Source organism: Pseudomonas sp. ZT5P21 (assembly GCF_054897785.1).
The window spans coordinates 4,283,547-4,307,828 of record NZ_CM142705.1 but is presented as its reverse complement, the minus strand read 5'-3'; the positions used below and the strand labels follow the sequence as shown (position 1 = coordinate 4,307,828).

The following is a 24,282-nucleotide window of genomic DNA, read 5'->3' as shown; positions in this document are numbered from 1 at the left end:
GGAGTATTCCTAGACGGCCGCAGAGCCGACACGGCCCTTGCGCAGTGCATCGATGACGGCTTCTTTCGGACCATCGGCGACGATCCGCCCGTTGTCCAGCACCACCAGCCGATCCACCAGGCTGAGCATTGAAGTGCGATGGGTCACCAGCAGTAAGGTTTTACCCTGGACCCAGCCGTGGAGTTTTTGCCGCAGGACATCTTCGCTGCTGTTGTCCATGGCGCTGGTGGGTTCGTCGAGCAGCATGATCGGCGGGTCGAGCAACAGCGCCCGCGCCAGTAATACCGCCTGACGTTGGCCGCCGGACAGCAACTGCCCGCGTTCGCCGACAGGCCGGTCAAATCCTTGTGGATGTTGGCGCGCCAGCTCGGTCACGCCGGTCAGTTCCGCCACTTCCAGCATCCGTGAGTCGCTGATGTAACGCGCGCCGAGGGTCAGGTTGTCACGCAGACTGCCGGCCAGCAGGGGCAGGTCATGGGCGACGTAACCAATCTGCTGGCGAAGGTCGGCGACGTCCAGTTGCCGCAGGTCCAGGCCATCGAGCAGCAACTGGCCTTCTTCGGGTTCGTAGAAGCCCATTACCAGTCGCCCCAGGGTGCTTTTGCCCGAGCCGCTGCGCCCGATGATGCCGACCCGTTCACCGGGTTTCAGGCTGAAACTGATGTTGGCCAGCGCCGGTGCGTTCTGCCCGTTGTAGTGAAAGGTCACGCCGCTGACATCGAGGGCGCCTTGCAGTTGCGTGCGCTCCAGAGGCCGCTGTTTAGCGTCGCGCTCTTGGGGCAGACCCATCAATGCGTCGGTGCTTTTCATGGTCAGTTGCGCTTGCTGATAACGGGTGATCAGCCCGGCGATCTGCCCCAGCGGCGCGAGTACCCGACTGCCGAGCATATAGGTCGCTACCAGCGCGCCGACGCTGAGGTTGCCGGCGATGATGCTGTAGACCCCGGCCACAATGGTTGCCATCCCGGAGAACTGCTGGATGAACAGCGTGCCGTTGGTAGCCAGCGCCGAGAGATTACGCGCGTGGCTGTCGAGGCGGGTGAGGGCGCCGTGGGTGCTTTCCCATTTGTGCTGGCGCTCGCTTTCGGCGCTGCAGGCCTTGAGGGTTTCCAGGCCGCCGAGGGTTTCGATCAGCAAGGCCTGGCGTTCGGCGCCGAGGGTCAGGCTCTTTTGTACGGTGTCGCGCAGGCGCGCCTGAATCACCATCGCGAACAGGATGGTGATCGGAAACGCCAGCAATGGAATCACCACCAGCCAGCCACCGAGCAGGCCGATTACCACCAGCATCAGCACGGCGAAGGGCAGGTCGATCAGGCTGGTCAGTGTGACGGCGGTGAGGAATTCGCGCAGGCCCTGAAAGTCATGAATGCTCTGGGCAAAACCGCCGATGGTCGCCGGGCGCGCTTTCATCGACATGCCGGTGATGCGTTCGAACAGTGTCGCCGAAAGAATCACGTCGGTTTTCTTGCCAGCGGTGTCCAGCAAATGCGCGCGCACTACCCGAAGCGCCAGCTCGAAAACGGTTCCAATCAGCAAGCCGATGGACAGCACCCATAAGGTGGAAGTCGCCTGATTCGGCACCACCCGGTCGTAAGTCTGCATGACGAACAGCGGCACCATCAGCCCCAGCAGATTGATCAGGAAGCTCGCCAGGATCGCATCGCTGTACAGCCATTTCGACAGCTTTAACGTGTCGCGAAACCACGCCTCCACTCGCGGCACCAGCGGCGAGCGCAGGTCTTCGAGTTCATGCCGTGGCCGGGCGAACAACGCCTGGCCGCTGTAGTTTTCGGTGAGTTCTTCGCGACCGACCCATTGCTCGCCACCATCGGCTTCGCTCGGCAGAATCAGCAAGCGGCCGTCGTCGCCGAAGCGGCGCAGGACGGCGGTGCGGCCGTTGTTTAGGATCAGCATCACGGGAAGGTTGAGCGCGGAAATGTCGGCCAGGTCCCGGCGCAAGAGTCGCGCCTGCAAACTGGCCCGGGCTGCTGCGCGTGGCAGCAGGTCCAGGCTCAGGCGTTGGTGTGCCATTGGCAGCCCGGCACTCAGGCTGGCGCGACTGACCGTGGCGCCGTGGAGTTTGCAGAGGATCAGCAGGCCATCCAGAAGCGGGTCATCGAAGCTCAGCCGCGGATCGACACCGATGTTGCCGAGTTCCATGCTGGTCACATTGAACACTCCATTGCACTACTTCAATTCAGGCAAACGGGCTTCGTTTTTCACTTCGGTCCGGGCGATCGCATCGGCAGGCAGCACCACGCGTTGTTGACTCAGCAACTTCCCCATGTTCGCCAGCACGCGGTACATCGAGTATTCCTCGGTGTAGCGCACTTCGGTGTAGCGACGGTTGGCGTTGTAGAGCTCGTTTTCACTGTCGAGCACGTCGAGCAGGGTCCGCTGGCCGAGGCCGAACTGGTCCTGATAGGCCGCTCGTACACGGGTGGTGGTTTCCGCGTATTCGCGGGCAGTCGGCGTTTGCTTCCTGGCGTTGAGCATGGCGTTCCAGGCCAGGCGGATGTTTTCGTTGAGCTGGCGCAGGGCGTTATTGCGGATGTCCATGGCCTGATTGATTTTGTGTGCATTGGACGCCAGCCGCGCCTTGTCGCTGCCGCCGCGAAACAGGTTGTAGTTCATCACGATGCCGACGCGCCATTCGTTGTCGTGGCCTTTTTCACCCGCCACGTTGTTGTCCGCGCCCACCGCCGCCTCAGCGTCGAAACGCGGGTAGAACGGTGACTTGGAGACTTCGTACTGGCTCTCGGCCGATTGCACGTCGGCCTGGGCGGATTTCAGGTACGGGTTGTTGTCGACCATGCTCTGTTGGGCGTCTTGAATGGACGGGGGCAACTCTCCGCGAATCGACGCTGGCGCTTCCAGTTCATCGGGTATGCGCCCGGTCACGGCGGAGAAATTCGCTTCGGCATCGGCCAGATCGACTTCGGCGGTATCGAGGTTGTTCTCCGCGAGTGCCCGCCGTGCCACGGACTGATCGGCGTCGGCGTTACTGCCGATGCCGCGCTGGGTGCGCAGGCCGATCTGGTCGTTGACCCTCATGTGTGACTGCAGGTTGTTCTTGGCCAGGGTCACCAGTTCGCGGCGCTTGAGCACTTCGAGGTAAACCTCGATGGTGCGCAGGGCCAGGTCCTGAGCGGTGCCCTGGGCGTAATAGGCCCGGGAGTTGACCACGCCTTCGGTGCGCTCGACTTCGTTCGATGTGTTGAAACCATCGAAGAGCATCTGCCGCAGGCGCAGTTCCGACTGGGTATAGGTCAGGATTTCAGTATTGTGATTGCCCAGGGCCCGGGTGTTGGTGTTGTCGCTGTACCCGCGCCCGTACGCGGCATTCAAATCAACGGATGGATAGAAGCCACCCCTGGCGACTTTCACGTCTTCATCCGCAGACAGGCGGCTATCGACCCGCGACGCGAGTTCCGGGTGGGTGGTTATGGTGCTCTGGATCGCCTCGGTCAGAGACATGGCGTGAGCCTGAGAAGTGCAGGCCATGGCCAGTAAAATTGCGCTGCAAAGTGGGGTCAATCGGCGCATGGATGCATCTCCCTGAAATCCTGATGGTGCTATTAGCCGCCAAATAGTTGACGACATTTATAGGCGAAACCTTTTCATAAGAGCTAAGAACATTCTCAAAGCAACCTTAGAAGGTTTTCTCATAACTCCAATGCCGAAAAAAACTTATGCGCGCTGCAAAATCCAGCACATTGTTCATTCCGAAAGCCCCTGATTTACTAGCTTTAGGGAGCTTCTTGAGGGCCGGTAAACGTTCAATCCATTTATCGTTGTAGCCGAGGAAGTGCTGGAGGGGAGGGACGCGCAGCGGTTTTTCAGGTGACGGTTTTTTGTCACTTGCTGGTTCAGAACCGTTACGCATAGCTCGCAGGTGAGGTTGTTTCGCAACCGGATCCCGATGTAATTGATTGCATTGGGTTAATGCCGAATCGGACCACCTCGCCCAAGAGCGAAGCGCTTGGCGAAAAAGTTGCCAGGGCAGCGGCTTGTTCAGACAAGCCACTGCCGAAGACGATCCGCCGGTCACCCGTTCACGCTATGAGCACGTTCTTCGCAATCAACAGGATGCCGACAGCGGTCGGCAGCGGAGGAAATGCACATGGCTACGCTCATCGGTATCGTCAGTAAGGTCATTGGTCAGGTGTTCGCTGAAGCGAGCGACGGCACCCGGCGTGCCTTGATCGAAGGGGACAGGCTGTTCGTTGGCGATCAACTGGTCACAGGTAACGAAGGCGCGGTTGCGGTGCACCTGCAAAATGGCCAGGAACTGACCCTTGGGCGTGGCAGCAGCCTGCCAATGAATTCCCAATTGCTGGATCACCAGGCTTCCCATGTGGAAGCCCCTGAAGCGACCACGCCGACTCAGGCGCAACTGACCGACGTCGAACGACTGCAAAAAGCAATCGCGGCGGGTGATGACCCGACTCAGGCGGCGGAAGCCACGGCAGCGGGGCCGGGTTCCCCGAGCGCACCCGGTGGTGCATTGGGGGGCGGCCACAGTTTTGTGCTGCTGGAAGAAGTGGCCGGGCGGGTCGATCCAACCATCGGTTTCCCTACCGCCGGCTTCAACGGTATTCCTGAATTACCCCTGGAGCGTCTGGCGGGTGATCCGGATAACGGCGGTAACGCGGCCGCTGCGCCGATTGCGGCTGATACGCCGATCATTCCTGATACGCCGAGTGTTCCGGATACCCCGGACCGTCCTGTCACCCTCAACGGCCTCGACGTAGTTGGCGGCGAGATTACCGTCTACGAAAAAAACCTCAGCTACGGCACCGACCCTGACGCACCCGCCCTGACCCAAACCGGTACCTTCACCGTCGGCGCGCCGGATGGTTTGCAAACCCTGACCGTGGGCGGCATCGCCATCGTCACCGCGGGCGTGGCGGCGGGCTTCCCGCAAACCTCCGTGACCAACACCGGCGCGACATTCACCGTCACCGGTTACAACCCAGCCACCGGCGTGGTGTCCTACAGCTACACCCTCAATTCCGACAGTGATCACCCGAATGCCGGCGGTGCCAACGACATCTCCGAGAATTTCGAGGTGGTGGCCAAGGATGTCGATGGCAGCACCGCGACCGGTCAGATCAACGTCACCATCGTCGATGACCTGCCGACCGCTAACCCCGAACTGGCCTCCGTCGCCGAAGGCGGCATCATCAGCGGTAACGTGCTGTTGAACGACGTGACCGGCGCCGATGGTCCTGCGCTCGGCGGTGGCGTGGTCGGCGTGCGCGCCGGCTCGGATACTTCGTCCCCAGTCAGCGGCGGCCTCAACACCCAGATCAACGGCGCCTACGGCTACCTGACCCTCGATGCCCAAGGCAACGCCGAATACCACAGCAACCCGAACGCGGTCAGTGGTCCGGGCGCGAGCGACACGTTCACCTATACCTTGCGCGATGCCGACGGTGACGAGAGCACCACCACCATCACCATCGATGTCATTAACAGCTGCATCAGGGCGGTCAGTGACAACGATGCCAGCGTTTTTGAGAAAGCCCTCGACCTGAACAAGGATGGTCAGGACCTGGCGCCCGGCACGGTCGTCGGCAGCCAACCGGGCAGTACCGGCGAGACGGCCTCCGGCACCCTGGTCGGCTCGGTCAGCGGCGCGGTCGGTGTGGTCACTTATGCGCTGGTCGGTAGCGCCACCGGAACCTACGGGCAGATCCTGCTCAACCCCAACGGCACGTACACCTACACCCTGACTTCGCCGGCCGGCACCACGCCGCAGGCGAATGACGGCGCCAATACCTTGAGCGAAACCTTCACCTATCAGGCCACCGATGCCGTGGGCAACAGCGTCACCAGCACCCTTGTGGTGAACATCGTCGATGACCTGCCCACCGCTAACCCCGAACTGGCCTCCGTCGCCGAAGGCGGCATCATCAGCGGCAACGTGCTGTTGAACGACGTGACCGGCGCCGATGGTCCCGCGCTTGGTGGTGGCGTGGTCGGCGTGCGCGCCGGCTCGGATACTTCAACCCCGGTCCATTGCAACCTCAACACCCAGATCAACGGCACCTACGGCTACCTGACCCTGGATGCCCAAGGCAACGCCGAATACCACAGCAACCCGAACGCGGTCAGCGGCCCGGGCGCGAGCGACACCTTCACCTATACCTTGCGCGATGCCGACGGTGACGAGAGTACCACCACCATCACCATCGATGTCATTAACAGCTGCATCAGGGCGGTCAGTGACAACGATGCCAGCGTTTTTGAGAAAGCCCTCGACCTGAACAAGGATGGTCAGGACCTGGCGCCCGGCACGGTCGTCGGCAGCCAACCGGGCAGTACCGGCGAGACGGCCTCCGGCACCCTGGTCGGCTCGGTCACCGGCGCGGTCGGTGTGGTCACTTATGCGCTGGTCGGTAGCGCCACCGGAACCTACGGGCAGATCCTGCTCAACCCCAACGGCACGTACACCTACACCCTGACTTCGCCGGCCGGCACCACGCCGCAGGCGAATGACGGCGCCAATACCTTGAGCGAAACCTTCACCTATCAGGCCACCGATGCCGTGGGCAACAGCGTCACCAGCACCCTTGTGGTGAACATCGTCGATGACCTGCCCACCGCTAACCCCGAACTGGCCTCCGTCGCCGAAGGCGGCATCATCAGCGGCAACGTGCTGTTGAACGACGTGACCGGCGCCGATGGTCCCGCGCTTGGTGGTGGCGTGGTCGGCGTGCGCGCCGGCTCGGACACTTCAACCCCGGTCCATTGCAACCTCAACACCCAGATCAACGGCACCTACGGCTACCTGACCCTGGATGCCCAAGGCAACGCCGAATACCACAGCAACCCGAACGCGGTCAGCGGCCCGGGCGCGAGCGACACCTTCACCTATACCTTGCGCGATGCCGACGGGGACGAGAGCACCACCACCATCACCATCGATGTCATCAACAGCTGCATCAGGGCCGTCAGTGACAACGACGGCGACCTGGTCAAGGTCACTCCGAACGCGCCACCGGTGGCCGTCGATGATCATGTCATCACCAACATTCTGTCGGGCACTGTCGCAGTGCCGGTCGAAGCGCTGTTGGCCAACGACACCGACGCCAACGGCGACCCGTTGACCACCTCGCCAACCAGCTTCAACACCAGCTGGATCGCCAAAGGCGCAGACTTCACTGGCAGCAACCAGAACTACAGTTTCACCGGCAGCAATGCCCAATCCGTGACCATCGCGCGCAGCGCCTTCGTCGCCAACACTGCCGCCATGACTGCGGTGCTGGTGGTCAGCGGAGCGCTGGGCGCCGTCACTCACAGCAACGCCAAAGACGAGGACCGCATCACCGTCACCCTCAAACAGGGTGAAACCCTCAACCTGGACCACAACCTGGCGGCCGGTCACGTCACCATGGAATATTCAGTCAACGGCGGCCCGTTCATTGCCATCGGCGATGGCCAGACCATCACCGCCGCGTCGGACGGTATCTACCAGATCCACATCACCAACATCGGCAATGGCGGGCCGGGCAACAGCGGCAAGGGCGCGGAAAACTACCAGATGACCCTGACCGTCGACTACTCCGGCGCCCACAACACCACCCCGAACTACCACGGCACCTACACCGCCAACGACCACCATGGGGGCAGTGACAGCGCCGGCGTGACCATCACCTATCAGGACGGCCACACCCTCACCGGCACGGCGGGCGACGACGTGCTGGTGGCGGGCACCGGCGGCAACGTGATCAATGCCGGCGACGGCAACGATGTGCTCACCGCCGGTACCGGCAACAACGAACTGCACGGCGGCGCGGGCAATGACTTGCTCTACGGCGGCGCGGGCAACGACCTGCTTGACGGCGGCACCGGCATCGACACCGCGAGCTACGCCCACGCCACTGCCGGGGTCAAGGTCGACCTGAGCCTGCTCGGCGGGCAAAACACTGTGGGCGCTGGCACCGATACTCTAACTGCGATCGAAAACCTCATCGGCTCCGACTTCGACGACAAGCTCACCGGCGACACCCACAACAACATCATCACCGGCGGCCTCGGTAACGACTTGCTCATCGGCGGCCTCGGCAACAACACCCTCACCGGTGGTACCGGCGCGGACACCTTCCAGTGGCTCAAAGACAACAGCGGCCACGACGTGGTCACCGACTTCACCCCGGGCACGGATAAACTCGATTTGTCGCAACTGCTGCAAGGCGAGAATGGCACCGCCGCGTCGTTGGATGACTACCTGCACTTCACAGTCGCCGGCAGCGGCGATTCACTGGTTACCAGCATCGACGTCAGCGGCATGGCCGGCGCCGCGCCGAACCAGACCATCGATCTGGCGGGTGTGAACCTTGCCAGTCATTACGGCGTGACGCCGGGGGCGGGCGGGGTGATTGCCGGGGCGGACACGGCGACCATCATCAACGGGATGTTGAATGATCATTCGTTGAAGGTGGATACCGTGTGATCTGAAACTTAAACGACAAAACCCGCCATCCCTGAGTAAGGGGTGGCGGGTTTTTTGTTGTGTGTAGTTTAGGGAAGTGTCCGACCAGCGGTAGCAAAACCTGTGATTTCTGACAGTAGCCAGTCTTTCGTGACTGCCTTTAAATCAAGACATCGAGACGAGTCAAACAAACATCAATGTAAGGCGAGTGATCAGTGTCGGTTCTCTTCGCGGGACATTGGAAAACCTAGCGTTAGGGCGATAAGGCCCAACATCAAAGGAGTATTAAAATGTCTATCAAACAAGGCTTTCCTGTTAGCGCCAGAAAAAAAAGAGAGCAGTACCTGGCCTATCGACAAAGCATACGTGTTATTGATATGGCGGCTCCCACGCCCGGTGCCGCTAACCCTTTTTTAGATCCTTTGGTAGCAGGCGGCCCTTCGTATCTTCCTTATTCTTATTTCAATAAATCGCTGGTATTTATGCTTCCGGTATTTGATGGGCAGGCGGACACGACACCGAGTTTTGTCGAAGCATTTCTGACGGTAGATGGCTCCCCGGATGCAACATCCAAATATGAAGGGGTAACACCTCTTGACCCCCTTCCTCCTATTCCCATGACCCTCCGGTTGGCGAGTAAAGATCTCCCCGGTATGCGCACAATTAGTTTTGCCTTCGAGTTTCAGGGTAACCCTGCGAACGTAGGGACATTCCGATACGAGGTCGATCCCGTTCCGCCCTTACTCGACAAGTCAGTAGAACCACCGCAATCCGCAATTGATGAAGGTTTGGATCCTGATGACTTTGTCGGAGGCAAGACTGTTAAGCTGACGTATGCGGTCTGGTCGAATCAGAGACTTGGGGATGAGATCAAGTGCTATATCGGTCGTGATAAAAACACAAAGCAAGAGGTCGGAAGTATAACGATAGATGCGTCCAATTTAGGTAGGCCAATAGAGTTCTCCCTGGAGGCCCGCCATGTAGTTGGTTTTGATGGAAGATATATTGTTTTCTGTGAGGCTAGGAGTTATCCAGGTGTTCCGTCCTTGCCATCTGCAGAAAAAGTATTGTATGTGTTTAAAGATCTTAAGCCGATTGTAGCGGAACCTTTGAACGTTCCCCAAATTCCAGACCCTGCGCTTGATATGATTGGGGTTCAAGAATTGATTGATGGATTGGGGGCGGGTCTTAAAAATCAGATTCCAAATTTTAATAGTTCATTGGATAAAATTGTTTATACCATTGATGGAGTAGAGCAGCCCGAAAAACCTATAACCCAAATTCCGTTCCTGCATGATCTCGATAATCACGCCCTTGTTGCAAAGGGGCATTTCAGAAATGACCTGGAGCTGGGCTATAGAGTTAAACGCGGCATCTTTTTCTATCCAGCTCAACCTATCGTCACCAACTATTCGCTGGACACCCGAAAACCGTGTGCACCGTTTGATCCTGCTGATGCCAATCCCCCGGACAAGACTATGCTTCTCCCATGGATTAAGGGACCGGTCTCCGAAGCCAATAAGCTGACGGCGGCCGACAAGCAAAATGGTGGGGTTGTTAAAGGGTTTATACCCTATCATCCTCTTTTCAAAGTAGGGGATTCGGCTCAATTTTACATTGGTGGTATTGAAGTGCCGCCGCCGGGCGGAATCTTTAATCCGAGTGCCTCTGACGATAAAACAAAACCCGCTGAATTTACGATGGATTGGACCTTTCTTGGAACTATTCCGGATAATAAAACTACGCAGCTTCAAGTAGTTGTAACGCATGATGTAAATTTTAATGAGGCGATTTCTACAGTGGATTATGCGGATGTCAGTACACAGCCAATCATCTTGGCTGCGGCCGGATTCAAATACATGCATGCCAATCCGCTGATTGGTTTGAATTGCAGTTCGTTGAGAAAGCTGCCCAATGGCGAGGTAGTGTTGGTTATTAACATTCCTGCGGATACACGGCTGGCTGGCAACGACGTTGTAGTGAAATATGAAGGATATGCTGCGAACACTCCTGGAACTCCTATTCCCGGATCTGAGTGGGAGGATGAACCATATGCTCCGACTCCAGCAGAGGCGGCTGCTGGTTATGAAAGGTATATGCCCTATACCCATATGCTGGCGACACTCAATGGTTATGGTCGGGTGAGCTATGAGGTAACTATCAATCGGGAGTTCGTCGCGAAAGATGGCGATGTTGTTCGAATCAGTGCGTATAACGGCACAGAGACATGCGATGTTACTAAGCCGATTATTCCTGTATAGATCGAGCGTCAGTATGTAAAAGTCTGTTTGCTGAGTCAAAATGTATATCCGGTGTCGAGGTGCCGGATATACATTTTGTTTTTATTGATTTTTTGTATCGATGCTTTCCTACGCTTTCAGAGATTATTCCTACATTTTTTTTTAGGAGGTCTCTGTATCGTCCGCAGCCCTCAACGTTCTCCGCTTCTTGCAGGAGACAAGAAAATGGAAGGGCAGACCCATGAATTTCGACAACCCAATCTCACATAAACCTGCGACGGCAACTACGTTCAAAGTGCTGGCACTCTTGCCGGCGTTTTTTTTGGCAAGCCCCTCGACAATGGCGGCAGTCATTGTTGGTCCCGGCGAGAACAGAACAATCGATCCGGCTGACGCGGTCAGTGACTACCTGGTGCAAGATGGCAGCATACTCAATGCAGGGGCAGTAACGACCCAAAGCTTGACCATTCAGACCGGGTCAACCTTGAACATCGATGGTGCTACCGTCAATGGCAATTCCGGCTTCTATGGGATTCAGGTGTCTGACAGCCAGGCCACCATTCAACGGGCCACCGTGACGGCGGACACCCGTGCTTTATGGGTTGCTCGACCACCGTCATCTACGCAGGGCTCCACGGTCGTGGCTACCGATAGCCGGTTCCTGGGCGGTGAGACCGGCGCGCTGGTCACGGGTTTGAGTACATTGACGCTGAGCAACAGCGAACTGCGAGGCACCAATGCCGGCAGCGTTGGCCTGGACAGTCGCGGCGGTGATGTGCGCGCACTGGCAGGCACGCTGATCAGCGGCGACAGCGCTGGCGTACGAATGACCAATGACGGCAATGGTCAAGGCACCAATACATTATTGCTGGACAACTCCACCGTAGAAGGTCGCAGCGGGCCGGCGATCCTGGTGGAAGGCGGCGTTCAGGGCGCGACGATTCAGGTGCAGAACAGTTCCGTTCTGCGCGCGGCCGATGGCAATCTGTTGAAAGTGCAGGGCGCGTCCACGGCGGCGATGAATGTCGTCGGCAGTGCCCTGGAAGGCAACGTGCAAGTGCTGCAGAACAGCACCGTTGACCTCTCGTTTAACGGGGCCTCGATGATAGGGGACATCCTGCGCGAGGATGGCTCTACCGCCAATGTCACCTTGAACAATGGCTCATCGTTCACCGGGCGCTTGAATAACAGCAACCTGACGCTCAACCAGTCGAGCCTGACCATGGTCGACAATGACAGCATCGATAACTTGTCGATGAACGATGGCCTCGTCAATTTCGGTGCGCCTGGCGCGCAGCGTGCGAATCGTCAACTTGAGGTCGGTACGCTTAGTGGTAGCGGCATCATTGCCATGCAGGGTAATTTCCAGACCGGTGAAAGCGACTTGTTGAAGGCCGGCACGGCCACCGGAAGCTACGAATTGGCCGTCAACGCTTCGGGCACGGACGCGAAGTCGCCCCAGCAATTGACGCTGGTGCAAATCGTCAATAACCAGGCAGATTTCAAATTGTTGGGAGGCGGGGTCGACGTGGGGACATTTGAATACGATCTGGAAGAAAGAACCAATACCACCGGCGACACCGAGTATTACCTGAACCCTACCACCCGGCTCACTTCCGGTGCGCAATCGGTGGCTGCCCTGTTTCGAACAGCGCTTACCGTGTCATATGGCGAGTTGAAGTCGCTGGAAAACCGCATGGGCGAGTTGCAGGCGGACGACAAGCGCCATGGCCTGTGGGTACAGTCTTATGGCAATAAATGGAACGTTGACGACGGTTCGTCGGGGGTGGGTTACGGTCAACAGCAGCAGGGTTTCACCATGGGCGCTGATACCCGGCTGGGTGACAGCCCTTGGAGTGTCGGTGTGCTGGCGGGTTACAGCAAGTCCGATCTGCATCTCAGTGGCGGCACCTCGGCAACGGTTAACAGCTTCTACTTCGGCCCCTATTTCGGCTGGCTGAATCGGGACACTGGCTACTACGTCGATGGCGCCCTGAAGTTCAACCATTTCCGCAACGAATCCAACGTCAGGATGAGCGATGGCAAGCGTGCGGAAGGCGATTACAGCAATTCGGCAGTGAGTGCGATCGTAGAAGGCGGCCGCAATATTGACCTTGGGGATGGCTGGTTCGCCAAACCTTCTGCCCAGGTATCCGCGGCAGTGATTCAGGGCAAGAACTATCGTCTGGACAATGACATGGAAGCCGAAGGTGATCGCACGCATTCGTTGCGGACAAAACTGGGCGTCATGGCCGGTCGAAGCATCAACCTGGGCGACACTCAGGTGCGTCCATACGGGCGTATGGCGTTGGTCCATGAGTTTGCATCGAACGATAACGTGTGGGTCAACGGGAACCCGATCAATAACAACTTGAGGGGCACCGGTTTTGAAGTCGGTGCCGGGGTGACGGTTTCGTTGTCTGAGGAGCTGCATCTTGGTGTCGGTGTTGACTATGCCAAGGGTAAAAATATCGAACAGCCTGTGGCGGCTACATTTGGTGTGAGCTATCAGTTTTAAATGTTTGGGATGTAAAAAAACCGCTATTAGCGGTTTTTTTTCGTCCTGCCGATTACAAGTTTTTCTAGCCTTAGGCAGGGGTGACTGCTTTGACACTCCATGGACCGGACTCAGCCTTTTCATCTAGCGTCAGGGCACTAATTACATAGGTGCGCCCGACGGTCAGATTGTTTTTGAAAAAGGCCCATTTACCCTCATCGTTGGTGGACTCTGAATCTGGTTGGATAACACCGTCGACCTTGATCTTGACCGCACTATTCGGCGTATGGAGGCCCCTGGCAACAAACCAGCTCTTGTTTATGTCTCCTCCATCAGGAATTACATTCCCGTCGACATCATAAATGCGGGTTTCTGTGGGTGCGGCGGTGGCCGCTTCCACGGTAAATGGGTACGGATCGGAGGTACCGCCATTTGCCCATTTTGCGACGGCGGTGAGGGTGTAGGCGCCATCGACCAGCGGGCCAATCTCATACTTGAACCGACCTGTTGTGGCATCAACGGGTGCTTCTCCCAACGAGGTGAGGCCGTTGAAAATTTCTACCTTCTCACCCTTTTTGCCTTCCCCTTCGACAAACAGAGAGGTTTCGGAGGTCGTGGAGTTTTTCGGGATCTCGGTGCCGGCAAGGTCGGTGACCTTGTCGAGGATAACCAGTTTGATAGCCGCCACGGTAAATGGATACGGATCGGAGGTACCGCCATTTGCCCATTTTGCGACGGCGGTGAGGGTGTAGGCGCCATCGACCAGCGGGCCAATCTCATACTTGAACCGACCTGTTGTGGCATCAACGGGTGCTTCTCCCAACGAGGTGAGGCCGTTGAAAATTTCTACCTTCTCACCCTTTTTGCCTTCCCCTTCGACAAACAGGGAAGTTTCGGACGTCGTGGAGTTTTTCGGGATCTCGGTACCGTCAAGGTCGGTGACCTTGTCGAGGATAACCAGTTTGATAGCCGCCACGGTAAATGGGTACGGATCGGAGGTACCGCCATTTGCCCATTTTGCGACGGCGGTGAGGGTGTAGGCGCCATCGACCAGCGGGCCAATCTCATACTTGAACCGACCTGTTGTGGCATCAACGGGTGCTTCACCCAACGAGGTGAGGCCGTTGAAAATTTCTACCTTCTCACCTTTTTTACCTTCCCCTTCGACAAACAGAGAGGTTTCGGAGGTCGTGGAGTTTTTCGGGATCTCGGTGCCGGCAAGGTCGGTGACCTTGTCTAGGGTTGCCGGCTGGAGTTCTTCGCCAGCTACAGTAAAGTTGAAAACGTTCGACTCGTTGCCGTTGGGAACCTTGACCTTGATGCGGTAGGTTGCTGGTTCCAGGTCTTTCAGCTCAATAGTGAATTTTCCGCAGGCGTTGGCTGGTTCCGTTTTAAGTGAAGTATCACCATTAAACGCTTCGGCATTCTGGTTCGGGGGGGCATTGCCGAGAAGGGTGACTGCGTTAGTACGGATGATGTCACCGTCAGCGATCGGCTTTCCGTCACTGAGTACTTCGTTGATGATCGGCGTCGCGGTAGCCGCTGTAAATCTTTTGGGCAGTGACGAAGGGTTGGGAGGCCATGCGCCTACGGCGCGCACGTTGTAGCAATCGTAGCTTTTCAATTCGAGCAGTGGGCTTTTGAAATTGCCGAAATCGTCGGTGTTCGCTTCGCCCAGCTCTTCATTACCATTCATTATCCGTACTTTGTTTTTCGGTTCAGCGTTGATGCCACTAACTTCAATGGCCGTTTCGTAGGTAGTCTTATTAACAACGGACAAGCCATTACGATCGACGATTCTGTAGATCGTTAAGAGATTTTCGTCAAGCAGCTCTTCGGACGTATTTGATGAAGTATTCGAGGGAAAATCGGTCATGATCATGACTCCGGTTGGTCAAGGGGACGGAGTGATTTAAGGCCTCGAATCGGGGAATTGACTACTGTCAGAAATAACAGGTTTGCGTGGGTTTCCGATGAGCGGAGGGGCGATGACGGGAGTTGAAGGCGGGCTTATCCGCTATTTAGAGCGAAGAGAGTTTCAGGATTTACGCAAGGTCTTCTGTCGAACGATGTACACCGTCACCAGCACCGCACTGGTCAGCATAAAACCACGTGCCCACGGCAGGGGCACCAGGTAGCACGACAACAGAATACTCACCCACATCAAACCGATGGCGCAGACCTTGCCCTTGAGTGGAATGCCATTGCCGTCGAGGTAGTCGCGAATCCACGGCCCCAGCCGTGGATGCTCCACCAGCCAGTGATAAAAACGTGGTGAACTGCGGGCGAAACACGCGGCTGCCAGCAGCAGAAAGGGCGTGGTGGGCAATACCGGCAGGAAAATCCCGATCACCCCCAGCGCTACGCTCAGCCAGCCGATGGCAAGCAGCCCGTAACGCAACATCAGGGAGCGGTTGCCTATGGGGTTGTCCATAGGCAGAACCTTAGTGGTGACGTGGCTTGAGGATCGCCGGTTTTTCGTCTGGCGCGTTGCACAGCAGGTACAACGCGGTCAGGGCTTCCGGGATCTGCACGATCATGTCGTCCATCAGGTTGGCGTCGGCCGCGATGTCGGAGAACTCGGGCTGTTCGTCGAACAGACCCGAACCGACCATGATCGGCAGCAGCATTTCGCTGACTTCGTCTTCGGCGGTTTCGAACCAGGCCGCTTCGCGGAGGAACACGCCTTCCATGAAACCGATGCACCAGCCGCGCAGGTCGGAATCGTCCGGCTCTTCGCCCAGGTCGAGGTCGCACGGCAGCTCGAATTCCTCGTCGGACGCCAGTTGGCGAGCGATGTGAGCCTTGAGGGCCAGCAGGGTGGATTCGATGGCTTCACGCTCGGTGTCGTCGGCGTAATGCGGCTCTTCGGCGAAGAGGGCATCGATCCATTCACGGTCGGGAACGCTTTCGGAACAGATCGACAACGCGGTGAGGTAGCCGTGGGCGGCCACGTAGTCCAGCGCCTCGTCATGCAGTTCATCGGCGTCGAGGAAGACTTGCAGGCGGGTTAGTTGCTCAGCGAAGGACATTAAAGGGCTACCTTGGGAATTAAACAGATGCGGGAATTCTAGGCCTTCTTGAGCACACAGGCCAGCCGCGCGGCATATTTGAACCCAGTGCCCTCGCGGAACACCGCATTCCCTGTGGGAGCGAGCTTGCTCGCGAATGCGGTGTGTCAGGCAACATTAATGTCGACTGACACACCGCATTCGCGAGCAAGCTCGCTCCCACAGGGTTTTGCGTTGTGTTCCTCTTATCAGCGGCGCCCTTTGCAGGGGAGGCCTCGGGTATACTCCCGCGTTTTGTGATGCCCCTGCTGGCGTCGCGGCTGGAATGTGAAGCGTCATGCAATGCGCACTTACGATTTGTCAGTGCAGCCTTGCGGATCCTGAACCAGCCTTGCAGGGATGTTTTGATGATTTTTGGAGTTTTTATGCTCGAACAGGCTCAACGCGTCCTCAAGGATATCTTCGGCTACGACAGTTTCCGTGGCCGCCAGGGTGCAATCATTGAGCGCGTGGCCAGTGGCGGTGACGCCTTGGTGCTGATGCCTACCGGTGGCGGCAAATCCCTGTGTTTCCAGGTGCCGGCACTGTTGCGCGAAGGCCTGGCAGTGGTGGTGTCGCCGCTGATCGCGCTGATGGACGATCAGGTGGCGACCCTAGAAGAACTGGGCGTCGCCGCCGCTGCATTGAACTCCACGCTGAGCGCCGAGCAGCAACGCGACCTTGCCGCACGGATCAAACGCGGTGAAGTGAAGATGCTCTATCTCGCGCCCGAACGTCTGGTCCAGCCGCGCATGTTGGCGTTCCTGCAAAGCCTCGAAATCGCGCTGTTCGCCATCGACGAAGCGCACTGCGTGTCCCAGTGGGGTCACGACTTCCGCCGCGAATACCTGCAATTGGGTCAATTGGCTGAGCTGTTCCCCAACGTTCCACGCATTGCCCTGACCGCCACCGCCGACAAGCGCACCCGGGAAGAAATCGTCGATCGTCTGCACCTTCAGGATGCCGAGCGCTTTCTCTCGAGCTTCGACCGCCCGAACATTTTCTACCGCATCGTACCCAAGGAGCAGCCGCGCAAGCAGCTGTTGGCGTTCCTCGCCGAGCGGCGCAGCGATGCCGGCATCGTTTATTGTTTGTCACGCAAGAAAGTCGACGAAGTCGCGGTGTTCCTCAGCGAGCAGGGCTTCCCGGCGCTGCCGTACCACGCCGGCCTGCCCAACGAATCTAGAGCGCACCACCAGAAGCGCTTCCTCAACGAGGAAGGCCTGATCATGGTCGCCACCGTGGCGTTCGGCATGGGCATCGACAAGCCCAACGTGCGCTTCGTCGCACACCTCGATTTGCCGAAATCCCTTGAAGCTTACTACCAGGAAACCGGGCGTGGCGGCCGTGACGGTCTACCGGCGGATGCCTGGATGGCCTACGGTCTGCAAGACGTGGTGATGCTCAAGCAGATGCTGCAGAACTCCGAAGGCGACGAGCGTCACAAGCGTCTGGAGCAGCACAAGCTCGACGCGATGCTCTCGCTGTGCGAAGAAACCCGCTGCCGCCGTCAAACGCTGCTGGCCTACTTCGACGAAGACATGCCGGAGCCGTGCGGTCACTGCGACAACTGCGTCGACGGCGTGCAAACCTGGGACGCCACCGAACCGGCGCGTCAGGCGCTTTCGGCGATTTACCGCACCGGCCAGCGTTATGGCGTCGGCCATTTGGTGGATGTGTTGCTGGGCAAAGACAACGAAAAGGTCCGCAGTTTCGGCCATCAGCACCTGTCGGTATACGGTGTCGGCAAGGCGATGGGCGAGAGCGAGTGGCGTTCCTTGTTCCGCCAGCTTGTTGCCCGTGGTCTGGCTGACATCGACCTCGAAGGCTACGGCGGCCTGCGTCTGAGCGATACGTGCCGGCCGTTGCTCAAGGGTGAAGTGACCCTGGAACTGCGCCGCGACCTCAAGCCGCAAACCACGGCGAAGAGCAGCAAGAGCCAGGCGAGCCAACTGGTTCGCGGCGAAGAACGCGAACAGTGGGAAGCCCTGCGCGCCTTGCGTCGCAAGCTCGCCGAAGAACACGGCGTGCCGCCTTACGTCATTTTCCCCGACTCGACGCTGCTGGAAATGCTCCGCAGCCAGCCGACCTCGCTGTCGGAAATGGCCACGGTCAGCGGTGTCGGTGCGCGCAAACTGGAACGCTACGGCGAGGCTTTCCTCGAAGTGCTCGGCGGCCAGGTCGAGGCCCCGAAAGTGGTGGCCGATGTCCGTCACGAGCTGATCACACTCGCTCGCGCCGGCATGACGCCGCTGCAAATTGCCGGTCAACTGCAATGCTCGGAAAAGAACGTCTACACCATGCTCGCGGAGGCAATCGGCAAGCAGCAGTTGTCGCTGGAGCAGGCGCTGGACTTGCCTGAAGAATTGATGGGCGAAGTCCAGGATGCTTTCCTCGACGGCGAGGGCGAGTTGCCGCCGGTGGCGGAGATCGCTGCGCTGTTCGCGGGTCGGGTGCCGGAAGGTGTTTTGTACTGCGTACGTGCCGCGCTGCAATCCGAATTCGAGATGTGATGCTCAAATATTGAACAGCTTGTATTGATGTAACGATTCAGTACAGAGCGAGCCTTGCCTCGAGCCAAGGGTCATGCTTAGCTGACTAATAATTAGTTTTTCTTTATTTCAGTCTAACCATGAGTGTTTTATGCCGTTAACCGATCAACACCGATTTGGCATGCAACTGGCCCAGATGTCGCGCGGCTGGCGTGCCGAACTGGACCGCCGTCTGGCCGGCCTGGGTTTGTCCCAGGCGCGCTGGCTGGTGCTGCTTCACCTGGCGCGTTTCGAGGAAGCGCCGACCCAGCGCGAACTGGCGCAAAGCGTCGGCGTTGAAGGTCCGACCCTGGCGCGACTGCTCGACAGTCTGGAAACTCAGGGTCTGGTCCAGCGTCAGGCAGTGCTGGAAGACCGCCGAGCGAAAAAGATCGTCCTCTGTGCCCCGGCCCGTCCCTTGATCGAACAGATTGAAACCATTGCCACTCAACTGCGGCACGAATTGTTCGAAGGCGTCGACGAGGCCGACTTGAAGGTCTGCATGCGGGTTCACGGGCACATCCTGGGCAACCTGGAAAAATCTTGAGGCATAACCGGCTGTAAGCTTTTTAAGATACCCCGTTGGGCAGACTATAAAGAACTACTAGGCAATATCGTGTTCGTACCGGATGTGCGAACGCGCACCGGTTGGTTCTGGTTATCTAAGGGATGCTCATGCTCGAAAGTTGGCACGTTGTACTTCGGTGGTGCGCCAGGCTGCTTTTGGCCGGTGGGGTTGTGACTTACTCGGCATTGGCGCCCGCGCTGGGCCTGGGTGAAATCACCTTGCATTCTGCGCTGAATCAACCGCTGCGTGCCGACATTGCCCTGGTTGATGCTGCCGGCCTGGAGGAGGGCGACCTGTCCGTCAGTCTGGCGACCGCGGACGAATTCAGTCGTGCCGGCGTCGAGCGGGTATTCTTTCTCAATGACCTGAAGTTCACGCCCATCCTGCGGGGCAACCGCAACGTTATCAGGGTGAGCTCCAGCAAAGCGGTCAACGAACCTTTCATGAATTTTCTCGTGCAGCTCAATCAGCCCAACGGTCGTGTGCTGCGCGAGTACACGGTGCTGATCGATCCGCCGGGTACACCGGGAATTGTGCCGGTTACTGACGAACCCGTCGCCAGCTCCCCGAACTCTCCATTCCCGAGCGTCAAACCGGCCACTGCGCCGCCACCCGCCACGAAGAAGCCTGCTCCGACGTCCACAGTCGATCCGCCCGCCGCACCGGTCATTGATCCCGTCGCCGAACAGTTGGCCGCCAGCGTGCTGCAAAACCAGCAATTGCAAAAAAACGTCGATGAGTTGAATGCGAATCTTCAGGCTCGGGACGAACAGATCGCCGGCCAGAAAAAACAGGTAACCGAGCTGCAAACCCGATTGGCGGAGGTTCAGGCACCCCCGGTTACGCCGGAAGCTGCGGCCCCAGCCCCGGTCACGGTACAAGAGCCCGAGACGTCCAACTGGCCGCTGATCATCGGGTCGCTGGCGTTGGTGGCCTTGCTGTTGCTGGGACTGTTTGTTCGTCGCCAACGAAGGGGGGTTGAGGCCCTGCCCGAAGATCCTGCTGTTTTGCCGTCGCGGCACGACCCGGTGCTCAATCAATCCGTGGCGCCGGCGGCGAAGCCCACCCCGCCGAAACCCGTGCCCGACCTTCAGGACGAGGCGTCGTCAGGCGATGTGCTGGAAGGCGTGGGCATCTACTTGGCCTACGGCCGTTTTTCCGAAGCAGCGGGCTTGTTGCGCGATGCCTTGGAGAACGCGCCACAACGCACGGACCTGGCCGTGCAATTGCTTGAAGTCCTCGGCAAGCAAGGTGACGGGCCAGCCTATGACGTTCAGGAAAGCAGCTTGCGGGATGCCGGATTCGATTCTCGGCAACTTCAGGACATCCGTACCCGTTATCCAAAATTGAACAATGCGGTGCCCGTGGCGGCGGCGACAGTTATCACAACACCGGTAAAAACCGAAGAAGCGCCGGGCGACGAATTCCAGTTGAACCTGGATGACCTGTCGATGAATTCGAGTTGGGACCTGGTCAGCCCATTCGAAAACACCAAACCCGCGGACAAACCGCCCAAGGCGGAGGAACCGGCGTTCACTTCGAACCTGCACGTGTTGCCCGATGTGTTCGAGATGCCTGAAGAACCGACCTTGGACGAGCCCGAGCTGGAATGGATCGCCGAACCGGACTCACAGTCTCTAGACGATGATTTTCTCGATGAATTCAGTGATGCCGGTCAGTCACTTGAGCTTGAAACTCTTAGTCCGGAACCGGAGGTGCCGATCAACGCAGGCAAACTGGAACAAGCCCAGACCTGCATCGATGACGGGGATCTGGACAGTGCCATCGAGCTGCTGAACGAGTTACTCAAGGACGGCGATGAGCCACTTAAACAAACCGCGCGGACATTGTTGGCCGGTATTCGCTGAGCCTCTATCATGGCGTCGCCCTCTGGTTCAGGAGTTTCGCCCGTCATGACCACGCACAAACCGGAAATCGTCATCACCTACTGCACGCAATGCCAATGGTTGTTGCGTGCCGCCTGGTTGGCGCAAGAACTGCTCAGTACCTTTGGCGATGACTTGGGCAAGGTGTCGTTGGTGCCTGGCACCGGTGGGGTGTTTCACATTTTCTGCAACGATGTGCAGATCTGGGAGCGCAAGGCGGACGGCGGGTTTCCGGAGGCCAAGGTGCTGAAGCAGCGGGTCCGCGATCAGATCGATCCGGACCGCGACCTCGGGCACAACGACCGCACTCAGTGAGACGAGGCTTCGGCAGCGACCGCTTTCTTGCCTGAGGCGCCCGAGAGTCTGCTGGACACCACAATCGCCACGATGATCAATGCACCGCCGGTCAGCATGCGCAGCGTAGGGTTTTCATCGAACAGCAGCCAGGCCATGGTGATGCCGTAAACCGGTTCCAGGGCGAACACTACCGCAGCGGTTCGCGCTTTGATCACCGCGAGGCTGGCGACGAACAGGCTGTGAGCGACGCCGGTGCAAAACACCCCGAGCAGGCCGATCCACAGCCAGTCGATGGCCCGCACTTCGCTCAACTGCGGCACCGCCACCGGCAGCAGGCACAACGCGACCACCACGTTCTGGCACAGCGCAGCCTGTACCGGCGGAATTCTTCCGGAACTGGCGCGATTGGTGAGCGACAGCAGTGCAAACAACAAGCCGGAGCCCACCGCCCACAACAGGCCGGTGGTGGCGCTGCTGGCCAGGTCGAAATCCGGTGTGACCAGCACCAGCCCGACGCTCACCAACACCACCAGCAGGATTTCATTGGCGCGAATGCGCTCGCGAAAAATCAGTCCTTCGAGAATGATGGTAAATGCCGGGAAACTGGCAAACCCCAACGTCGCAATCGCCACGCCAGCGACCTTCACCGCAATGAAAAAACTCACCCAGTGCCCGGCCAGCAACAAACCGCTGAGCACCAGGCGACGCCAATCCATGGCCTGCAGTTTCTGCCAGCGTGTCTGGCTGGCGAACCGAGCGAAAACGGCCAGGGCGAGCACGGCAAACGCGGCACGGCCGAAGACGATGACGGCGGGGGAAGCAGCAGCGAGTTTGCCGAACACACCGGTCAGGCCAAACATCAGTGCGCCGATATGCAGGGCGCCGAGGGCGGTACGGGGAGTCATTGCGATCCTTAACAACAAAGCAAACATTGAAACGCGTGAGGACCGTTATGTCTGTCGCAAGACTATTGTCATTTGTCGCCAGCCTCGCGCCGCAATTTTCCGGGCGAGACACCAAGCTCCCGCAACACGGCCGCGGAAAATGCACTTTGCGAACTGTAGCCAACCCGACTGGCAATCTCGCCAATGGGCAACGCCGAATCGCGCAACATACTCACGGCCATGTGCAAGCGGCGACTGCGAATGTAGTCCATCGGCGTCTGCCCGCATTCCGCGACAAACCGCGCATGCAGCCGAGCGCTGGACAACCCGGCGATGCGCGCCAGATCGGCGACTTGCAGCGGATAGGCCGCGTGCTGATCGATGTGCGCATTCAACGCGGCGTAGGGTAGACGCCGAGCGCCCGTCACGTCGGATCTGGCAGTGTTCAGGCTGGCCAACAACAGCGCCGCGCCTTGTTGCGCGATCAGCGGGTCGCTGACCTGACTGCCCGCCAGCCAGTTCACCAGTTGGCTTTGCCCGGCATCCAGTGGCAGACGCCCGGCGTTGTCGAGTAAACGGCGGCTGGCATCGGCGTGCTCGCCAAGGGACTGAGCCACCCATTGATCACTTGGCACGTCCAGCACCAGGCAGCGGCTGCCATTGGCGCTGCCACACGCATGATGGAAACCGGACGGAACCACCACGAAACTCTGTCGGACCACCTGACTGCCATGCCCGGCGACTTCGAAATCCAGCGCGCCCGAGAGCCCGAACACCAGTTGCGTGTGGTCGTGGCTGTGGACGATCAGGTCGCGCGTGTATTGGCGCAGCGTGAGGATCGGTCTCATCGCAGGTCTCCCGAATAAGGCCGTCAGTCTACACCGAGGTCGTCCAGACGCGTTGTCACAGGACTGACTTGTCACTGTCATGGGCAATTAACCCGGCCGGCGCAAGCTTGGAAAAACAATCGTAGAGGTTCGCCCATGACCAGCGCCGAGCTCGCCAAACCCAGTCGTAAGCAACGTGTGCGGACCTTGTGGATTTCCGATGTGCATCTGGGCACGCGGGATTGCCAGGCCGAGCACTTGTCGCAGTTTCTCAAGGGCTACCACGCGGACAAGATTTACCTGGTTGGCGACATCATCGACGGCTGGAAGCTGCGCGGCGGCATGTACTGGCCTCAGGCACACACCAACGTGATCCGGCGCCTGTTGACCATGAGCAAGCGCGGCACCGAAGTGATCTACGTCACCGGTAACCATGACGAATTCCTGCGCCGCTATTCGAAGCTGATCCTGGGCAACATTCAATTGGTGGACGAAGCCGTGCACGTGACCGCCGACGGTCGCCATTTGCTGGTGATCCATGGTGACCAGTTTGACGTGATTACCCGCTATCACCGCTGGCTGGCCTTCCTCGGCGACTCGGCCTACGAATTCACCCTGACCCTCAACCGCTGGCTCAATCACTGGCGTGCCCGTTATGGCTACGGTTACTGGTCACTGTCCGCGTACCTCAAACACAAGGTGAAAACCGCTGTCAGCTTCATCAGCGACTTCGAAGAAGCCATCGCCCACGAATGCGTCAAACGCGAACTGCACGGTGTGGTGTGTGGGCACATTCACCATGCCGAAATTCGCAAGGTTGGGGAGGTGGACTACCTCAATTGCGGGGATTGGGTGGAGTCATGCACGGCGTTGATCGAGCATTGGGATGGTTCGATCGAGTTGTACCGGTTGGCGGATGCCCAGGCGCGGGAGGCTGAATTGAAAGCGGTAAAAATCGCGGAGCCTGCATAACATTTTGGGTGTTTGAGCGGCCTCTTCGCGAGCAAGCTCGCTCCCACAGGGAGATGCATTCCAAATGTGGGAGCGGGCTTGCTCGCGAAT

General features: G+C 58.6%; 16 protein-coding genes. 8 read left to right on the top strand and 8 right to left on the bottom strand.

What is annotated here, in order from left to right; translation table 11 throughout:
• Nucleotides 1–9: 9 nt before the first annotated feature.
• From ACYZT9_RS19955 to ACYZT9_RS19945, 3 genes are all read right to left on the bottom strand, one after another.
• Complete coding sequence (locus ACYZT9_RS19955) at nucleotides 10–2,169, bottom strand: type I secretion system permease/ATPase (RefSeq protein ID WP_462007065.1); 2,160 nt, start codon at nucleotides 2,167–2,169, stop codon at nucleotides 10–12.
• A gap of 18 nt (nucleotides 2,170–2,187) precedes the next feature.
• A complete protein-coding gene (locus ACYZT9_RS19950; RefSeq protein WP_462007064.1) occupies nucleotides 2,188–3,546 on the bottom strand; it encodes a TolC family outer membrane protein in 1,359 nt (452 codons plus the stop codon).
• A gap of 106 nt (nucleotides 3,547–3,652) precedes the next feature.
• Nucleotides 3,653–4,027, bottom strand: a complete 375-nt coding sequence (locus ACYZT9_RS19945) for a hypothetical protein (protein WP_462007063.1) — start codon at nucleotides 4,025–4,027, stop codon at nucleotides 3,653–3,655.
• A gap of 96 nt (nucleotides 4,028–4,123) precedes the next feature.
• Between ACYZT9_RS19945 and ACYZT9_RS19940 the strand changes: the two genes are divergently transcribed.
• From ACYZT9_RS19940 to ACYZT9_RS19930, 3 genes are all read left to right on the top strand, one after another.
• Nucleotides 4,124–8,461 (top strand): retention module-containing protein, encoded by a 4,338-nt coding sequence (locus ACYZT9_RS19940; RefSeq protein ID WP_462007062.1) that lies wholly within the window; start codon nucleotides 4,124–4,126, stop codon nucleotides 8,459–8,461.
• A gap of 269 nt (nucleotides 8,462–8,730) precedes the next feature.
• A complete protein-coding gene (locus ACYZT9_RS19935) occupies nucleotides 8,731–10,701 on the top strand; it encodes a hypothetical protein (RefSeq protein WP_462007061.1) in 1,971 nt (656 codons plus the stop codon).
• A gap of 319 nt (nucleotides 10,702–11,020) precedes the next feature.
• A complete protein-coding gene (locus tag ACYZT9_RS19930; protein ID WP_462007060.1) occupies nucleotides 11,021–13,198 on the top strand; it encodes an autotransporter outer membrane beta-barrel domain-containing protein in 2,178 nt (725 codons plus the stop codon).
• Nucleotides 13,199–13,268: 70 nt separating this feature from the next.
• Here the strand turns inward: ACYZT9_RS19930 and ACYZT9_RS19925 are convergent, their stop codons facing one another.
• From ACYZT9_RS19925 to ACYZT9_RS19915, 3 genes are all read right to left on the bottom strand, one after another.
• Complete coding sequence (locus tag ACYZT9_RS19925) at nucleotides 13,269–15,053, bottom strand: hypothetical protein (protein ID WP_462007059.1); 1,785 nt, start codon at nucleotides 15,051–15,053, stop codon at nucleotides 13,269–13,271.
• 162 nt (nucleotides 15,054–15,215) lie between these two features.
• Nucleotides 15,216–15,611 carry a YbaN family protein gene (locus tag ACYZT9_RS19920; protein ID WP_462007058.1) on the bottom strand — a complete coding sequence of 132 codons (396 nt, stop codon included), beginning with the start codon at nucleotides 15,609–15,611 and terminating at the stop codon, nucleotides 15,216–15,218.
• Nucleotides 15,612–15,621: 10 nt separating this feature from the next.
• Complete coding sequence (locus ACYZT9_RS19915; protein WP_201195115.1) at nucleotides 15,622–16,209, bottom strand: UPF0149 family protein; 588 nt, start codon at nucleotides 16,207–16,209, stop codon at nucleotides 15,622–15,624.
• 404 nt (nucleotides 16,210–16,613) lie between these two features.
• Between ACYZT9_RS19915 and recQ the strand changes: the two genes are divergently transcribed.
• The 4 genes from recQ to ACYZT9_RS19895 all read left to right on the top strand — a co-directional run bounded on the left by recQ (nucleotide 16,614) and on the right by ACYZT9_RS19895 (nucleotide 21,527).
• On the top strand, nucleotides 16,614–18,740 hold the full coding sequence (gene recQ, locus ACYZT9_RS19910) for a DNA helicase RecQ (protein ID WP_462007057.1): 2,127 nt from the start codon (nucleotides 16,614–16,616) through the stop codon (nucleotides 18,738–18,740).
• A gap of 130 nt (nucleotides 18,741–18,870) precedes the next feature.
• Nucleotides 18,871–19,305 (top strand): MarR family transcriptional regulator, encoded by a 435-nt coding sequence (locus ACYZT9_RS19905; RefSeq protein WP_462007056.1) that lies wholly within the window; start codon nucleotides 18,871–18,873, stop codon nucleotides 19,303–19,305.
• Between the two features lie 128 nt (nucleotides 19,306–19,433).
• The gene (locus ACYZT9_RS19900) at nucleotides 19,434–21,194 is read left to right on the top strand and encodes a FimV/HubP family polar landmark protein (protein ID WP_462007055.1); all 1,761 of its coding nucleotides are present in this window, start codon (nucleotides 19,434–19,436) and stop codon (nucleotides 21,192–21,194) included.
• Nucleotides 21,195–21,239: 45 nt separating this feature from the next.
• Nucleotides 21,240–21,527 (top strand): Rdx family protein, encoded by a 288-nt coding sequence (locus ACYZT9_RS19895; protein WP_461951378.1) that lies wholly within the window; start codon nucleotides 21,240–21,242, stop codon nucleotides 21,525–21,527.
• Here the strand turns inward: ACYZT9_RS19895 and ACYZT9_RS19890 are convergent.
• Together ACYZT9_RS19890 and ACYZT9_RS19885 are read right to left on the bottom strand one after the other, a co-directional pair.
• Nucleotides 21,521–22,414 carry a DMT family transporter gene (locus tag ACYZT9_RS19890; RefSeq protein WP_462007054.1) on the bottom strand — a complete coding sequence of 298 codons (894 nt, stop codon included), beginning with the start codon at nucleotides 22,412–22,414 and terminating at the stop codon, nucleotides 21,521–21,523. The genes ACYZT9_RS19895 and ACYZT9_RS19890 overlap by 7 nt on opposite strands.
• 68 nt (nucleotides 22,415–22,482) lie before the next feature.
• Entirely contained in the window at nucleotides 22,483–23,241 is a 759-nt protein-coding gene (locus ACYZT9_RS19885) for a helix-turn-helix transcriptional regulator (RefSeq protein ID WP_462007053.1), read from the bottom strand.
• 135 nt (nucleotides 23,242–23,376) lie between these two features.
• Here ACYZT9_RS19885 and ACYZT9_RS19880 point away from each other — a divergent pair, with 135 nt between their 5' ends.
• Nucleotides 23,377–24,192: a UDP-2,3-diacylglucosamine diphosphatase gene (locus ACYZT9_RS19880; protein WP_462007052.1), complete on the top strand. Its 816-nt coding sequence runs from the start codon at nucleotides 23,377–23,379 to the stop codon at nucleotides 24,190–24,192.
• The last annotated feature ends 90 nt before the right edge of the window (nucleotides 24,193–24,282 follow it).

Bases quoted from the DNA above. Each gene is read 5' to 3' on its own strand.
- ACYZT9_RS19950 (WP_462007064.1), bottom strand. From the start codon at position 3,546: ATGCGCCGATTGACCCCACTTTGCAGCGCAATTTTACTGGCCATGGCC.
- ACYZT9_RS19940 (WP_462007062.1), top strand. From the start codon at position 4,124: ATGGCTACGCTCATCGGTATCGTCAGTAAGGTCATTGGTCAGGTGTTC.
- ACYZT9_RS19935 (WP_462007061.1), top strand. From the start codon at position 8,731: ATGTCTATCAAACAAGGCTTTCCTGTTAGCGCCAGAAAAAAAAGAGAG.
- ACYZT9_RS19930 (WP_462007060.1), top strand. From the start codon at position 11,021: ATGGCGGCAGTCATTGTTGGTCCCGGCGAGAACAGAACAATCGATCCG.
- ACYZT9_RS19925 (WP_462007059.1), bottom strand. From the start codon at position 15,053: ATGACCGATTTTCCCTCGAATACTTCATCAAATACGTCCGAAGAGCTG.
- ACYZT9_RS19920 (WP_462007058.1), bottom strand. From the start codon at position 15,611: ATGGACAACCCCATAGGCAACCGCTCCCTGATGTTGCGTTACGGGCTG.
- ACYZT9_RS19915 (WP_201195115.1), bottom strand. From the start codon at position 16,209: ATGTCCTTCGCTGAGCAACTAACCCGCCTGCAAGTCTTCCTCGACGCC.
- recQ (WP_462007057.1), top strand. From the start codon at position 16,614: ATGCTCGAACAGGCTCAACGCGTCCTCAAGGATATCTTCGGCTACGAC.
- ACYZT9_RS19905 (WP_462007056.1), top strand. From the start codon at position 18,871: ATGCCGTTAACCGATCAACACCGATTTGGCATGCAACTGGCCCAGATG.
- ACYZT9_RS19900 (WP_462007055.1), top strand. From the start codon at position 19,434: ATGCTCGAAAGTTGGCACGTTGTACTTCGGTGGTGCGCCAGGCTGCTT.
- ACYZT9_RS19895 (WP_461951378.1), top strand. From the start codon at position 21,240: ATGACCACGCACAAACCGGAAATCGTCATCACCTACTGCACGCAATGC.
- ACYZT9_RS19890 (WP_462007054.1), bottom strand. From the start codon at position 22,414: ATGACTCCCCGTACCGCCCTCGGCGCCCTGCATATCGGCGCACTGATG.
- ACYZT9_RS19885 (WP_462007053.1), bottom strand. From the start codon at position 23,241: ATGAGACCGATCCTCACGCTGCGCCAATACACGCGCGACCTGATCGTC.
- ACYZT9_RS19880 (WP_462007052.1), top strand. From the start codon at position 23,377: ATGACCAGCGCCGAGCTCGCCAAACCCAGTCGTAAGCAACGTGTGCGG.